Here is a 14630-nt window from a genome sequence, read left to right on the forward strand (position 1 = left end):
GTAGTGGACGCCCCCGTCCGCTCAGCCGAAGTGAGAATGACGGGATCGCCTTTGCCTCAGTTGCTCCGCGTCGACGCGCAGGAGAACCGTGAGCGCATCCTCACCGCCGCGCGCGCCCTCTTCTCGGAACGCGGCCTCGATCTCGGGATGCGCGAGATCGCCCGCCACGCCCAGGTCGGCCCGGCGACGCTGTACCGCAGGTTCCCCACGAAGCAGGCGCTCATCGATGAGGCCTTCGCCGCCGAACTGCTGACCTGCAGAACAATCGTCGAGCACGGCTGCGCCGCCACCGATGCCTGGCACGGGTTCACCTCGGTTATCGAACGACTCACCGCACTCAACGTGCAGAACCGCGGCTTCGTCGACGCGTTCATGTCCGCCGACCCCGCCGCTGCGGCATTCTCGGCGCACCGCCGCGAACTGCTCGGGATGCTGGACCAGCTGGCAAAGCGCGCGCGGCAGCAGGGGCGGCTGCGCTCCGACTTCGTCATCAACGACCTCGTGCTGGTGCTGCATGCGGGCCGCGGACTCGCATCCGTCGTCCCCTCAGCTCGCGAAGCGGCCGCCCGGCGCTTCGCCCGGCTCGCGATCGACGGCTTCAGCCGCTCAGCGAGCGCCGCGGATGCCCTCGAGCTGAAGCGTGACGTGGCGCCGCCAGTCATCGCCCCCTGACATGTTCGCCATCGCACCCCGAGTGATGAGAATGAAGTCGCCCGCGCGAAAGTCGGCACGCAGCAGGCCGGCATCGACATTGCGCTGAACGATGCGCTCGATGATCGCCCCGAACGCGTTCTTCTCCGTGTCGATGTCGGCCCAGGAGGGCTCGTCCGGGCTGAGGATCGCGAGGCGGAAGGCGGCGTCGGGTGCCACCGACTCGAGGTAGCCGTAGAGCAGAGCCTCGAACGCCGCCCAGGGGCTGTCGAGCCGGTCCGCCGCCCGGGCCAGGTCGGTCACGGCCTCGAAGCGACGGCCGATGATCGCCGCTCGCAGGGCTCGCTTGTCGGCGAAGTGACGGTAGAGCGTGCCCACCCCGAGGCCCGCCTTCCCGGCGATCTCCTCCATCTGCACGCCGTCGCCGTGGCGAGCGAACAGCTCGCTCGCGGCGTCGAGCACGGACTCCCGGTTGCGGCGGGCATCCGCGCGCAGCGATCGTTCGGGAGCACTCATGCAACCGACTTTAGTTGACGACCCGCTCATCCGTGGTTATATTCGGAACCGGAATTCAGTTTCATGTTACGGAGGAACAATGATCGTCGTCACCACGCCCACGGGTCGCATCGGAAGCCAGCTCGTCACCAACCTGCTCGAACGAGGAGTCGACGTGCGCGTCATCGTCCGCGACGCGTCGCAGCTCGATGCGAGCGTGCGCGCGCGAGTTGACATCGTCGAGGGCTCCCACGCGGATGCGGCCGTGCTCGACGCGGCGCTACCCGGCGCAGACGGAATGTTCTGGCTCGTCCCACCGAACCCGGCCGCACCGAGCGCGGAGAAGCACTACGTCACGTTCGCGCGCGCCGCGGCCGCGGCCATCCGTCGCCACGGTGTTGGGCATGTGGTCTCGGCGACGAGTGCCGGCCACGGATGGCAGCAGCCGGCCGGCGTGCTCTCGGCCGCCTTCGCGATGGATGCCGAGCTGGCCGCATCCGGAGCCGCGTATCGCGCGCTGTCGCTCCCCTTCTACATGGAGAATTTCCTCGGCCAGCTCGGAGCGATCCGCGAGCACGGCGCCTTCTCTCTGACCTGCGCTGCCGACCAGCCGCTCGCCATGATCGCCACGCGAGACATCGCCGCTCACGCCGCGGAGCTGCTCGGCGACCTCAGCTGGTCGGGGCAGCAGAACCTGCCCGTCTTCGGGCCCGACCGCCTCACTCCGAATGAGATCGCGCGGGTGATGAGCGAGGAACTCGGCCTGCCCGTCGCCTACCAGCGGATGACGATGGCCGACCTCGAGGGAATGCTCCGTTCGCGCGGCGCGAGCGATCGGGCCGTCGCAGACACCCTCGAGATGTTCGCCGCTCAGGATGCCGGCATCTACGACGCGGACTGGGCGGTGGCCACCATAGCAGCCACCGACTTCCGCACCTGGTGCCGAGAAGTGCTCGCCCCGGCCAGCTGACTCGCACGGCCGGATTGTGCACGATCCAGTAGCTCCGGGTCAGCGCGGGCGGCGGGTCCGCCACCGGCGCACGGCATCGGCCCGAACGCCTTCGCCCTGATGCACCGGAAGCGTGATGCTGACCGTCGTGCCCTTGCCGAGAACGGAGGCGACGGAAACCGCTCCCCGATGTGCCTCCACGATTCCGTTCACGATGGCGAGCCCCAGACCCGTTCCGGGCACGACGTTGTCGCGGGCGTTCGTTGCGCGGAAGAAGCGGTCGAAGAGGTAGGGGATCTCCGCGGCCGGGACGCCGATACCGGTGTCCGTCACGGCGATCGAGACCACGGATGCACCTTCACTCGACGTTGCGACCTCGACCCGAACCGGCGACTTCCCGAGCGTGAACTTCACCGCGTTTTCCATCACATCCGTGAACGCACGTTCGAGTTCGGCCTCGTCACCTTCGACGACGACCGACTCATCGCAGACGACGGTGACATCCACCCCTCGTGAGCTCGCAAAGGGACGCAGCGACTCCGCCGCGCGACGGAGTACCCGGGAGATCTCCACGGGTGCAGTGATAGTCGTCCGACCGCGCGACTCCAGAGTTGTCATCATCAACATGTCGCCGACGAGGTTCTGAAGACGACGAGCGTTGCGGTCGGCGACCCGCAGCATGTCCTTGGCGTCCTCACTGACGTGGCCTCGTGCTCCGTCCAGCACCAGTTCCAGGTAGCCCAGGATGGAGGTCAGGGGCGTGCGCATTTCGTGGCTCACGGCCTCGATGAGGTGGCTCTTGGATTTGTCGAGCTGTTCCAGTCGCTCGACCACCTGTTCCCGGCCCTCGAGCAGGCGGACCAGGTTGGCCTGACGAAACATGACGGGCACGGCCGAGAGAGCGACCGCCGCACTGGCCAGGATCAGGGCGACCGTGGGAACGGACGTCTGGGTGCCGATGAGGAGCACGCCGAGACCGGCGAGCACCGCGATCGCGGGAACGGACAGGAGCCGAGTGTTCCGGGCCGCGGTTGGCGCCTCACTCGGACGACGGTCCACGCCGTCAACCCACAGAGCGGTGAAGGCGACAGCGGCGGTCCAAGTGGCATCCAGCGGGGTGCCGGCCGCGTAGGTCCCGTCGTGATTGAGGATGGCGTAGACGATGTCCGCACCCGTGAAGAGAAGCAACCCGAGAACGAGGAACTGCCAGCGGGGCCCTATGCGCAAGACCGGGGAGGCGGAGATGCCCACGACGACGGCGACGAGAAGAAGATCGAAGAGGGGGTACAGCGCGCCGATCGCGCCGTCGAGAAAAGTGGTTCCGCTTGTCGCATCCGCGAAGACCGGGTCGAGAATGACCGCCAGGACAGCCGCCGAACCGAGCACCGCGAGAGTGCTGTCAAAGAGCACCGCGCGGGTCAGCTTGCGCGATTGGCGCCGCACCAGCACGATGAGGGCAGCTCCCATCAACGGGTAATAGAGCAGATACCCGAGGTCGGCGAACGAGGGGGAGGCGAGGTGACCCGAGGGGTCCATCGCCACGGCATAGAAGGTCTCACCAAAGGCATTGGACGTCATGCCCGCGGCGGCGAGGATCACCTCCCACCTGGCGAAATGCGTTCGCGCCGCGACGAGCCAGAAGACACCGACCGGCACCCATTGCACGACGAGCGACAGCCAGACGTCGACGAGCGAACTCGCCGGGTCGCCCGGGAGCAGCAGTATGCCGAAGTACAAGAGGTTCAGGAGCACGGTGAGGACGATCAGCACACGGATGGCGCGGCTCACAAAGCCGCCACCGACCGAGGGCGCACCAAGCGCCCGACCCCGTGTCCCCACGACACGCGCACCCCTGCTGTGCGCGTCAATACCGACCATGATTCCCCCGAACCGATCAAGTGATACTACATGTCTCAGAACGGCATGCGCGACGCTTATCAGGGGGTCAGAACCGGCACGGAAACGGAAGGAGCGCGTGCAGCGGCCGGCCTGCGCGAACTCGGTCGTCGTCTGTGACGACGCGCAGCGCAATGAGAAAAATGGCGGTACCGGTGGGATTTGAACCCACGGTGGGCTTTCACCCACACAACTTTTCGAGAGTTGCACCTTCGGCCGCTCGGACACGGTACCGCGGACGATCTTAGTACAGGGCGACCGCGGGTTCATCCCAGGCCGCCTCGCGCATCCGATGGCTTTTTCATAACTCAGGCAGAACGCGCCGATCTCGACCTGATCAGCGGATGTGCGCGGCTCGGGCCGCGTTCTGCCTGAGTTATGCACACGGCGGTCTCGCGATGCGGCTGGGTAGGGTCGTCGGATGGGATGGTGGATCGCCGGGGCAGCTCTCGCCGTCGTCGTGTTCGCCGCGATGGCGGGCCTGGTGGCGCGGACGCTCGTGCTGCGTCGCCGGCGTGCGGCCGTCATCCGGCTCACCGCGGCTATCCCGGTCAATGCCAAGTGGTGGCACGAGCAGGAGCGCAAGACGGGCGAGCTGCTCTACGTTGCCGTCGGCGATTCGGCGGCGCAGGGCATCGGCGCCAGCAGGCCGGGCCGCAGCTACGTCGGAATGCTCGCCGCACACCTTCGCTCTCGCACCGGCCGGCCCGTGCGAGTGGTGAACCTCAGCCAATCTGGCGCGCGCCTTCGGGAGGCGCTCGCGAGCCAGCTGCCCAAGCTGCGGCGGCTGCACCCGGATGTGCTCACCGTGTCGATCGGAGCGAACGACATCGCGGCGTTCGACGCTGCTCGCTTCGAGCGGGAGCTGCGCGAACTGTATTCCGCGCTGCCGAGGCACGCGATCGTCGCCGATGTTCCCGCCTTCTACTTCGGCACACCCGAGCGGAACGTGAGGATCGCCAACGGCATAGTGCATCGAGTCGCCGAAGAACTCGGGCTCGACGTGGCTCCGCTCTACGCTGCGACCCGGCGGCAGGGCGGCGCGCGCTACGCGCTCAACCAGGTCGCGGCAGACTTCTTTCACCCGAACGATCGCGGCTACCGGGTATGGGCATCCGCGTTCCTTCCCCTCCTCGACAGGCGCGTTCCGGCTGCAGATTCCACGCCGAACGACGACTGACGGGGGTCTCGCTTAAGCTGGCCCTATGCCCAAGGTCCAGTCCAATTTCCGCTGCACAGAATGCGGATGGACGACCCTCAAGTGGGCCGGCCGCTGCGGCGAATGTCAGGCCTGGGGCACGGTCGTCGAGGCCGGCGAGCAGACCGGAATCGTCAGGTCGGTCAAGGCCGTGCACATCAGCGACGCTCGACTCGCGCGCCCCATCACCGAGATCGAGTCGGACTCGGTTGCGCACTGGCCGAGCGGCATCGCGGAGTTCGACCGCGTGCTCGGCGGCGGCATCGTTCCCGGCGCCACCATCCTGCTGAGCGGTGAGCCCGGCGTCGGCAAGTCCACGCTGCTGCTCGAGGTCGCCTCGCGCGCGGCAGCCGGCGGCATGCGCGTGCTCTACGTCACCGCCGAGGAATCTGCCAGCCAAGTGCGCCTGCGCGCCCAGCGCACCGGAGCCCTGCAACCCACCCTGTACCTCGCGGCTGAGGTCGATCTCGCCACGATCCTCGGCCAGATCGACCAGGTTGATCCGCAGCTCGTCATCGTCGACTCTGTGCAGACCGTCTCGAGCTCGCTCACCGATGGCCTCGCGGGCGGCCCGGCGCAGGTGCGCGAGGTCGCCTCCACGCTCATCCGCGTCTCGAAAGACCGCAACCTGCCGGTGCTGCTCGTCGGTCACGTCACCAAGGACGGCACCATCGCCGGCCCGCGCCTGCTCGAACATCTCGTGGATGTCGTGCTGCAGTTCGAGGGCGACCGCCAGACCGCACTGCGCTTCGTGCGCTCGCACAAGAACCGCTTCGGGCCCACGGATGAGGTCGGCTGCTTCGAGATGACGGGCGACGGCATCGCCCAGGTCGCCGACCCGAGCGGACTGTTCCTCTCCCGCAGCTCGATGCCCGGCCGCACGCCCGTTCCCGTGAGCGGCACCTGCGTCGCCGTCTCGATCGACGGTCGACGCGCGCTCCCCGTCGAGGTACAGGCGCTCATCGTCAAGTCGAGCGCGCCGATGCCGCGCCGGGTCGTCAACGGGGTGGACTCCTCGCGAGTCGCGATGCTGCTCGCCGTACTCGAGCGGCGAGCGAAAATGGCGCTCAGTGGGGCGGATGTCTACGTGTCGACCGTGGGCGGCATCCGGCTCACAGAGCCCGCCGCCGATCTCGCCATCGCGCTGGCGATCGCGAGCGCTTTCCGCGACCAGCCACTGCCCGCGACGCTCGCAGCGGTCGGCGAGATCAGCCTGGCCGGAGAGATCCGGCCGGTCACCCAGGAGAAGCGGCGCGCCTCAGAGGCCGCGCGCCTGGGATTCTCTACCGTGCTCGACGCGCACAGCGGGCACCTTCGAGAGGCGCTCAGGCTCGCCTTCGCGAGCCAGGAGCGCGTCGACGTTCCCGACTTCTAGACCGAAACGTCAGCGTTCGGCGCGCTCGGCGCAGGACACGCAGTAGAGCGCGTACGGTCGCGCCTCCAGGCGCCCGAACGGGATGCGTTCGTGGCAGTTCTCACACACGCCGTAGTCGTCGCCGTCCACCCGAAGCAGGGCGTCCTCGATCCCTGCGAAGTGTGAGCGCGCGTCGTTGAGCACGGCGCTCGCCTGCGAACGCTCGAACGCGAGGGTGGGACCTTCGGGGTCGTGCTCATCGTCGGTAGCGACATCCTGCCTGGACGATCGCATTTCCTCGAGGTCTACCATCAACTGCGAAATAAGGTCGCGAGTCTGCTCGAGATCGTCAACCAGCCTGGCTCGTAGCTTGGCCACCTGCCGCGCGGTCAACTTTGCCTGCGGTCGCTCAACAACGGGTGTCGTCGTCATGGTCTACCCCCTTTCGGGGGAGTCTATCTCACGAACGCGGGCCCGAGGGTGAGACCATTAAACGCACATCCGACGCCCAGCTTTACTCCAGCCAACGCCCAGCCCGCGTCTCCGCAGTGGGGCGACAGTCGAGTCAGTTCAGCAGGAACTGCGCGGTGTCTTTCGAGGTGATGTCGCCGAGTTTCACCGTGAGGTGGTAGCTCGCACCGCCCGCAGGCACCGGAGGCCGGCTCGCGCTGCAGGTGGTCGTGGACGAGCGTGTGCGGTCCCATTCGATCGCCTGCGTGGTAAGCGGAGCGGCGGGCTTCAGCACCTGCGCGGAGTCGACCGGGGCGGTCTGACAGTCCTTCGAGTCCCAATAGGTCTCGCTGCCGCTCGTGATCTTGAGTTCCTGCTGGGTCGAGCCGAGGTTCATGGTGCAGGCCGTCGTGCCGATGTTCGTGATGCGCATCGAGATCTTCGGCTTCTCGGACGCCGCATACGTCGTCTTGTCGGTGATCGCCTCGAGCTTGATCCTCGTGGGCGCGCACGCGTCGCCATCCTTCGCCACGGCCGTCGTGGCGTGCGACGTCGGGGTTGCGGATGCCGTGGCCTTCTTCGCGGGAGCAGATCCCGGCCGCACGGCGATCAGGATGATGATCACGATGACGGCGACCACGCCGAGTGCCACGATGAGCCGCCGGCGCCAGTACACCTTGCTGGACTGGGGGCCGACGGGGTTTTTGAACGTCGACATGCCCCCAGAGTAGCTACAGGCGCTTCAGCATCCGGGTATTGCCGAGCGTGTTGGGCTTCACTCGGGCAAGATCCAGAAACTCTGCGACGCCCTCATCGGAGGAACGCACGAGTTCCGAGTACACGACCGGATCGATCGCGTCTTCCAGCATGGGCGAGAATCCGTGCTTCTGAAAGAAGTCGACCTCGAAGGTGAGGCAGAACAGTCGGCTCAGTCCGAGCTCGATCGCATCCGCTTCCAGTTGCGCCAGGAGCGCGTGACCCACGCCATGGTGCAGCCACTCCGGTACGACGGCGAGGGTGCGCACCTCGCCGAGGTCCTCCCACATGACGTGCAGCGCACCGCATCCGATGGGCGTGCCGTTCTCGTCTTCGGCGATGCGGAACTCCTGGATCGCCTCGTAGAAGACCACCGCATCCTTGCCGAGCAGGATGCGGCGCTGAACCAGTGGTTCGATGAGCGCCTGCACCTGCGGCACGTCTGAGGTGCGGGCTGGCCGCACGGTAAAACTCACGCCTCAATCCTACGTGCACGCACTTCACACCCCGGGCGGGGAAAGAAAGAGGGGCGCGACGGTTGCCCGTCGCGCCCCTCTTGATGCTTGGCCTAGGCCTCGACGGCCGCCACCGCTTCCTCGACCTCGCGACCCGGCTGCAGTGATGTCGTGAACACGAACTCGCCACCGACGAAGTCCACGTGCACGTGGTCTCCGGCGTTGAGTTCACCCTGCAGGATGCGCTCGCTCAGTCGGTCCTCAACCTCGCGCTGGATCGCGCGACGCAGCGGTCGCGCACCCAAGGTCGGGTCGAATCCGATCTTGATGAGCTGCTCCTTCGCGGGGACGGTGAGCTCGACGGTCATGTCGCGGTCCAGCAGGCGGTCCGAAAGCCGCTTGATGAACAGGTCCACGATCTGGAGCAGTTCCACCTCGTTGAGCTGCGGGAACACGATGGTCTCGTCGACGCGGTTGAGGAACTCCGGCTTGAAGTTCTTCTTCAGCTCCTCGACGACCTTGCCGCGCATCCGGTCGTAGCCGGTGGCGGTGTCGGAGGCCGAGGTGAAGCCGATCGGCGTGCCCGTGATGTCCTTCGTACCGAGGTTGGTGGTCATGATGATCACGGTGTTCTTGAAGTCGACGACGCGACCCTGGCCATCCGTCAGTCGTCCCTCTTCCAGAATCTGGAGGAGCGAGTTGAAGATGTCGGGGTGAGCCTTCTCGATCTCGTCGAACAGCACCACGGAGAACGGCTTGCGGCGCACCTTTTCGGTGAGCTGGCCACCCTCTTCGAAGCCGACGAACCCGGGAGGGGCACCGAACAGCCTGGAGACAGTGTGCTTCTCGCCGTACTCGCTCATGTCGAGCGAGATCAGCGCATCCTCGTCGTCGAACAGGAACTCGGCGAGCGCCTTGGCCAGCTCGGTCTTACCGACACCGGTGGGGCCAGCGAAGATGAACGAACCGGAGGGGCGCTTCGGGTCCTTGAGTCCGGCGCGCGTGCGACGGATCGTCTTCGACAGCGAGGAGATGGCCTCCTCCTGACCGATGACGCGCTGGTGCAGGGCCTTCTCCATGAAGACGAGGCGCGCGGTCTCCTCCTCGGTGAGCTTGAACACCGGGATGCCGGTGGCCGACGCGAGCACCTCGGCGATGATTCCCTCGTCCACCGTTCCGGTCGAACCGGCCTCCCCGCTCTTCCACTGCTTCTCGAGACGCAGGCGCTCACCGAGCAGCTTCTTCTCCTCGTCGCGAAGAGATGCGGCCTTCTCGAAGTCCTGGTCCTCGATCGCGGCTTCCTTGCGGCCGCGAACGTCCGCGATCCTGTCGTCGAATTCGCGCAGCTCCGGCGGTGCCGAGAGGATCGACAGGCGCAGGCGAGCGCCGGCCTCGTCGATCAGGTCGATGGCCTTGTCGGGCAGGAAGCGGTCGGCCACGTAGCGGTCGGCCAGATTCGCTGCGGCGACGATCGCGCCATCCGTGATCGACACCTTGTGGAACGACTCGTACTTGTCGCGCAGTCCCTTGAGGATGTTGATGGTGTGCGGCAGGGACGGCTCGTGCACCTGCACGGGCTGGAAGCGGCGCTCAAGCGCGGCATCCTTCTCGAAGTGCTTGCGGTACTCATCGAGCGTGGTCGCACCGATCGTCTGCAGCTCACCACGGGCGAGCAGCGGCTTCAGGATGCTGGCCGCGTCGATCGCGCCCTCTGCGGCACCGGCGCCGACGAGGGTGTGAATCTCGTCGATGAAGGTGATGATGTCGCCACGGGTGCGGATCTCCTTGGTGACCTTCTTGAGGCGCTCCTCGAAGTCACCGCGGTAGCGGCTGCCGGCGATGAGCGACCCGAGGTCGAGCGTGTAGAGCTGCTTGTCTTTCAGCGTCTCCGGCACGTCGCCGCGAACGATCGCCTGGGCGAGGCCCTCGACGACGGCCGTCTTGCCGACGCCGGGCTCACCGATCAGCACCGGGTTGTTCTTGGAACGGCGGGAGAGGATCTGCATGACCCGCTCCATCTCCTTCTCGCGCCCGATGACCGGGTCGAGCTTGCCGTCGCGTGCGGCCTGCGTGAGGTTGCGCCCGAACTGGTCGAGGATCTGCGAGCCGGCCTGCGCGGTGGTCTGGTCATTGCCGCCGACGGCGACCTGCTCCTTGCCCTGGTAGCCAGAGAGCAGCTGGATGACCTGCTGACGAACGCGGTTGAGGTCGGCTCCGAGCTTCACGAGCACCTGTGCCGCAACGCCCTCACCCTCGCGAATGAGGCCGAGCAGGATGTGCTCGGTGCCGATGTAGTTGTGGCCGAGCTGCAGGGCCTCGCGCAGGCTCAGCTCCAGCACCTTCTTGGCGCGCGGGGTGAACGGGATGTGCCCCGTCGGCTGCTGCTGACCCTGCCCGATGATGTCTTGCACCTGCTCGCGCACCGCATCCAGGGAGATGCCGAGAGACTCGAGAGCCTTCGCGGCGACGCCCTCGCCCTCGTGGATCAGGCCGAGCAGGATGTGCTCGGTGCCGATGTAGTTGTGGTTGAGCATCTTTGCCTCTTCCTGGGCAAGGACAACCACGCGACGGGCTCGGTCGGTAAATCTTTCGAACATTTCTGACTCCTCAGGCACCGTGGCGGTGTGGTGCCGATACATCGAGAGTAACGAGGCCAGCCGGGCAATTGGCGAGTGTTCGCCCTAGGCGTGACCGGCCTCGGGGTGCAGCCACATTCGGCGGGCCTCTCGTCGCTGGAGCACCCGCGCGGTGGGGTCGGATGGCCAAGGCGGGTGCCCCGGCCGGGCATCTACTGCGGGTCTCTACGTTGGGTGACCAGAAAGATGGACGTTCGCCATCATCCGCACGCAAAGGAGGAACTTTTGCGGCCGCAACGACGGTTTCTCCTCCTTTTCTGCGCGATCCTTCCCATCCCGACGCCAGCGGATGTTGTGACGGTTATCGATAGTCGTTATGTTAACGATTATCGTTGTTGTCACGGCTGCAAAGGGAACCATGAACGCCTCGGAAATCTCTCGAATGCCCGCTGGACAATCTGGAGGGCACCCGATGAAGACGATGGAGAAGATTGTGTCGGCAGCAGTCGCAGCTGGAGCTGTCATGGCGATCGGCTGGATGGCGGTTCGGTTCGTCAGTGCGGTCGTGTTCCTGCTGTCGCCGCTGCGGGATGCCAACTGGTCGAGTGCGGCGACAACTGCCGCCGACAAGTCGCTCGAAGCATCCCTACCCTTGTTTCTGCTTGACAACGGCTCAGTCGCCGTAAGCGATTCGAGCGGCTACGTTGCGAAGTGGGACGCGTACCATGCCCACTTCGCCGGACTCTGGGCCGCGGCATCAGAAGCAACCACCGCCCTCGCGGTGATCGCGGTGACGGTGGCGGTCCTGCTGCTGTGCATCCGGCTGTTCCGCGGAATCCCCTTTTCCCAAAGCATTACCCGCTGGGTTGGAGGCGCGGGCGCCGCGCTGATCGTCGGCAGCGCGCTCGCCCAGTTGTTCTCGTGGTTTTCCCGACAAGAGATGATCGCCACGATAGCGGTCGATGTGCACAACAATGGCTGGCGCCGGCCCAGTTCCGCAATCGCTGTCGACATCGTCCCGCTCGCTTGTGGTGCGGTGCTCCTCATCGTGGCTATGGCGTTTCGTGTGGGAACGCGCCTGCAGCGCGACACGGAAGGACTCGTCTGATGGCACAAGCGAATGAACAACCCGTCCCCATCAGAGGGCCGCTCGCATTCGCCCGGGGCATCCTGACCCTGGGTGCAGTACTTTTCATTGGCTGGAACCTCCTCTCCGTTTTTGTGGCACTCACCTTCATCGGTTCGAATTCGCAAGCGTTCACCTTCCCGGTTCTTTCAACCGACGCCACCGCAACCCCTGCATCCATTGCCCCGGATGCTTTCGGCTACTTCCGCGAGGCGACGTTCTCTTCATCTGCATTCAGTTGGTGGCCACACGCGTGGAACACGCTCGGGGTATTGCTCGGTGCAGTGGTCAGCATCGCAGTCGCAGTACTCGTCACCGGGTTCGCGAAGAGTGCTTCGCAGGGTCTCGCCTTCCGCAGAAACCTCTCACGAAGCTTGATCGCTGGTGCCATCGTCATCGGACTCGGCGGAACACTTTCCCGAGCCGCTCTGCTCATTGCACAACAGATCGCTTTCGTCGAAGTGACCACCGCCGCATCGAACACACTCATAATGCCCACCGCCATCGTCCCGGCTGACTGGATGCCATTGCTGGTCGGTGCAGCGATCGCTCTGCTCGCTGTCGTAGTCCGCTACGGCGAGCGCCTGCAACGTGACACGGAAGGCCTCGTCTGATGGTGTCGCGCGGGCTTGCGCTCACTGAGCTGCGTCAACTGGCGGTTCACGAGGCCGGGGAAGAGCCGTACGGCGCAATTCGCGTGACTGCGGAGCCGATGCGCATGGGAGCCCACGTTAGGGCGCGAGCGTGAACGAGGAACTCACGGGCATCCACTGTCGGCTCGATGAGCTGCTGGAGGAGCGCGGGATGACGCTGACCCGGTTGAGCGAGCTGGTCGACCTGAGCATCGTCAACCTCTCGATCCTCAAGAACGACCGCGCCAAGGCGATCCGCTTCTCCACGCTCATCGCCATCTGTGACGCCCTCGACTGCGAAGTCGGGGAACTGCTGGTGCGCGCGTCTACCGAGTGACCGCGACATCCGGACTCGCTTCGACACGACACGGCCCACCCCGCTTTTCCTCGGAGGGAGCGGACGCTCAGGAGGCGATCGAGATCAGGTAGGCGACCGGGGTGGATGCGGGGGCGACGGGCGCCGCAGCGGTCGGCACTGCGAGCGACAACCGGGCGATCGGCGCGGTGCGGAGGTCGAGCGCCGCGGTGTCTCGGTGCCCGAGCGTGGCCGCGGGGCTGCCGTTGAGCGCGAGCTCGAGCCCGTCGACGAGCGAGACCACGAACCAGATCAGCCCCACGATGTCGCGCTCCCCCGCGCCGATCGGCAGAAGCTCCGCGCGAGCACGAGCCGGATCGAAGATGAGGCCAAGGTCGAGACTCGCACCGCCCAAGGGTCGAGCGGATGCCGGTGCCCCACCAGCGAAGAGACCGAACTTCTCCCCGGGTCGCAGCCTCGACATCCGCCCGTCCACCGTGAGCTCGAGCCCGTCACCCTCGACGACGCCCAACAGTCTCGTGCGTCCGCCAAAATCAGAGAAGGGGACCTCGGAATCGACCGTGGCCATGCTGATGCGCCAGGCCGGTGTCGGCGCCGGTACGGGAGGCAGGTCGCCGCCGGGGTCGCGATTCGCGCTCGCCATCGCCACCGCGGAGGCCGCGACCTCGCGCGTCACTCCCCCGCCGTTGCGCCACGGCACCACCGGATAGTCGGCGAAGCGCAGCACTCGCACGCCGTAATCCATGCCCCTATCCTCCCTTCTTTCGTCCCGCGGGGCACCCGGCTAGGCTCCCGGCATGAGCAACCTGGAGAAGGATCCGCTCGAGCTGGTCTGCGACCCGGTCGGCAACGGTGCCGTCGTCGACATCCTCGAGCCGCGCGACGTTCCGCTCGGCGGGCCGCGCGCGATGGGCGTGCGGCGCACGCTGCCGCAGCGGCGCAGGTCGCTCATCGGCGCGTGGTGCTTCGTCGACCACTACGGGCCGGATGACGTGGCCGCGACCGGGGGAATGGTCGTGCCGCCGCATCCGCATACCGGGCTGCAGACGGTGAGCTGGCTGTTCGCCGGCGAGATCGAGCACAGGGACAGTGCGGACCACCACGCGATGGTGCGGCCGGGCGAGCTGAACCTCATGACCGCGGGGCGAGGCATCCAGCACTCGGAGGTATCGACCCCGCAGACGACGACGCTCCACGGCGCCCAGCTCTGGGTTGCCCTCCCCGATGCGACGAGGCACACGGCTCCGCTCTTCGAGCACTACGTTCCCGTACCCGTGCGATTCGGCGCGGCGACGGTGCGGGTCTTCCTCGGGTCCCTGCTCGGCGAGCTCTCCCCGGCAACGGCGTTCAGCCCGATCGTGGGTGCGCAAATCGACCTGCCGGCCGGGGCATCCGTCGACCTGCCGATCGACCTCGACTTCGAGCACGGCGTTCTGGTGGATGCCGGCGAGGCAACCGTGCAGCGCGAGCGGGTTGAGGTGTCGCACCTTGGCTACCTCGGCACCGGCCGCTCCACTCTGCGCCTCGAGGCGGGCGCGACGCCGGTGCGGGCGCTGCTCATCGGCGGAACACCGCTCGGCGAGAGCATCGTGATGTGGTGGAACTTCATCGGCCGCAGCCACGAGGAGATCGTGCAGTTCCGCGCCCAGTGGCAGTCGGATGTCGTGGCCGGCGGCACCACAGCTGGCCGCTTCGGTGCAGTGCGCGGCTATGACGGCAGGCCGCTGCCTGCGCCCGAGATGCCGAACGTGCGCCTACGGCCGCGCGAGTAGCGGC

Annotated in this window: 15 protein-coding genes and 1 tRNA gene; 8 read left to right on the forward strand and 8 right to left on the reverse strand. The window is 66.6% G+C overall.

What is annotated here, in order from left to right:
- The first annotated feature begins 51 nt into the window (after positions 1 to 51).
- Positions 52 to 672: a TetR/AcrR family transcriptional regulator gene (locus tag ABUA37_RS09110; protein ID WP_349898830.1), complete on the forward strand. Its 621-nt coding sequence runs from the start codon at positions 52 to 54 to the stop codon at positions 670 to 672.
- On the opposite strand, the gene ABUA37_RS09115 is transcribed toward ABUA37_RS09110, so the two are convergent.
- The gene (locus ABUA37_RS09115; RefSeq protein WP_349898831.1) at positions 607 to 1167 is read right to left on the reverse strand and encodes a TetR/AcrR family transcriptional regulator; all 561 of its coding nucleotides are present in this window, start codon (positions 1165 to 1167) and stop codon (positions 607 to 609) included. The two genes, ABUA37_RS09110 and ABUA37_RS09115, sit on opposite strands and share 66 nt — an antisense overlap.
- 79 nt (positions 1168 to 1246) lie before the next feature.
- On the opposite strand from ABUA37_RS09115, the gene ABUA37_RS09120 reads away from it, so the two are divergent.
- The gene (locus ABUA37_RS09120; RefSeq protein ID WP_349898832.1) at positions 1247 to 2116 is read left to right on the forward strand and encodes an NmrA family NAD(P)-binding protein; all 870 of its coding nucleotides are present in this window, start codon (positions 1247 to 1249) and stop codon (positions 2114 to 2116) included.
- A gap of 39 nt (positions 2117 to 2155) precedes the next feature.
- Here the strand turns inward: ABUA37_RS09120 and ABUA37_RS09125 are convergent, their stop codons facing one another.
- Together ABUA37_RS09125 and ABUA37_RS09130 are read right to left on the reverse strand one after the other, a co-directional pair.
- Positions 2156 to 3934, reverse strand: a complete 1779-nt coding sequence (locus ABUA37_RS09125; RefSeq protein WP_349898833.1) for a sensor histidine kinase — start codon at positions 3932 to 3934, stop codon at positions 2156 to 2158.
- A gap of 201 nt (positions 3935 to 4135) precedes the next feature.
- A tRNA-Ser gene (locus ABUA37_RS09130) sits at positions 4136 to 4225 on the reverse strand.
- 187 nt (positions 4226 to 4412) lie between these two features.
- On the opposite strand from ABUA37_RS09130, the gene ABUA37_RS09135 reads away from it, so the two are divergent.
- A complete protein-coding gene (locus ABUA37_RS09135; protein ID WP_349898834.1) occupies positions 4413 to 5171 on the forward strand; it encodes an SGNH/GDSL hydrolase family protein in 759 nt (252 codons plus the stop codon).
- A gap of 25 nt (positions 5172 to 5196) precedes the next feature.
- Positions 5197 to 6564: a DNA repair protein RadA gene (gene radA, locus ABUA37_RS09140; RefSeq protein WP_349898835.1), complete on the forward strand. Its 1368-nt coding sequence runs from the start codon at positions 5197 to 5199 to the stop codon at positions 6562 to 6564.
- Positions 6565 to 6573: 9 nt separating this feature from the next.
- Here the strand turns inward: radA and ABUA37_RS09145 are convergent, their stop codons facing one another.
- The 4 genes from ABUA37_RS09145 to ABUA37_RS09160 form a co-directional block, all read right to left on the reverse strand.
- Positions 6574 to 6975, reverse strand: coding sequence for a TraR/DksA family transcriptional regulator (locus tag ABUA37_RS09145; RefSeq protein WP_349898836.1), 402 nt, complete (start codon positions 6973 to 6975; stop codon positions 6574 to 6576).
- A 133-nt stretch (positions 6976 to 7108) separates the two neighbouring features.
- Positions 7109 to 7711 (reverse strand): hypothetical protein, encoded by a 603-nt coding sequence (locus ABUA37_RS09150; protein ID WP_349898837.1) that lies wholly within the window; start codon positions 7709 to 7711, stop codon positions 7109 to 7111.
- 13 nt (positions 7712 to 7724) lie between these two features.
- Positions 7725 to 8225 carry an amino-acid N-acetyltransferase gene (locus ABUA37_RS09155; protein WP_349898838.1) on the reverse strand — a complete coding sequence of 167 codons (501 nt, stop codon included), beginning with the start codon at positions 8223 to 8225 and terminating at the stop codon, positions 7725 to 7727.
- A 92-nt stretch (positions 8226 to 8317) separates the two neighbouring features.
- A complete protein-coding gene (locus tag ABUA37_RS09160; RefSeq protein ID WP_349898839.1) occupies positions 8318 to 10801 on the reverse strand; it encodes an ATP-dependent Clp protease ATP-binding subunit in 2484 nt (827 codons plus the stop codon).
- A 451-nt stretch (positions 10802 to 11252) separates the two neighbouring features.
- Here ABUA37_RS09160 and ABUA37_RS09165 point away from each other — a divergent pair, with 451 nt between their 5' ends.
- From ABUA37_RS09165 to ABUA37_RS09175, 3 genes are all read left to right on the forward strand, one after another.
- Positions 11253 to 11888 (forward strand): hypothetical protein, encoded by a 636-nt coding sequence (locus ABUA37_RS09165; RefSeq protein ID WP_349898840.1) that lies wholly within the window; start codon positions 11253 to 11255, stop codon positions 11886 to 11888.
- Positions 11888 to 12520, forward strand: a complete 633-nt coding sequence (locus ABUA37_RS09170) for a hypothetical protein (RefSeq protein ID WP_349898841.1) — start codon at positions 11888 to 11890, stop codon at positions 12518 to 12520. The genes ABUA37_RS09165 and ABUA37_RS09170 overlap by 1 nt, the downstream gene beginning before the upstream one ends.
- Before the next feature lie 130 nt (positions 12521 to 12650).
- A complete protein-coding gene (locus ABUA37_RS09175; protein ID WP_349898842.1) occupies positions 12651 to 12875 on the forward strand; it encodes a helix-turn-helix domain-containing protein in 225 nt (74 codons plus the stop codon).
- Between the two features lie 67 nt (positions 12876 to 12942).
- On the opposite strand, the gene ABUA37_RS09180 is transcribed toward ABUA37_RS09175, so the two are convergent.
- Positions 12943 to 13599 (reverse strand): HutD/Ves family protein, encoded by a 657-nt coding sequence (locus tag ABUA37_RS09180; protein ID WP_349898843.1) that lies wholly within the window; start codon positions 13597 to 13599, stop codon positions 12943 to 12945.
- A gap of 52 nt (positions 13600 to 13651) precedes the next feature.
- Here ABUA37_RS09180 and ABUA37_RS09185 point away from each other — a divergent pair, with 52 nt between their 5' ends.
- Positions 13652 to 14626, forward strand: a complete 975-nt coding sequence (locus ABUA37_RS09185; protein ID WP_349898844.1) for a pirin family protein — start codon at positions 13652 to 13654, stop codon at positions 14624 to 14626.
- Positions 14627 to 14630: the final 4 nt, after the last annotated feature.

The organism is Parafrigoribacterium soli (assembly GCF_040227235.1).
Lineage (GTDB): Bacteria > Actinomycetota > Actinomycetes > Actinomycetales > Microbacteriaceae > Parafrigoribacterium_A > Parafrigoribacterium_A soli.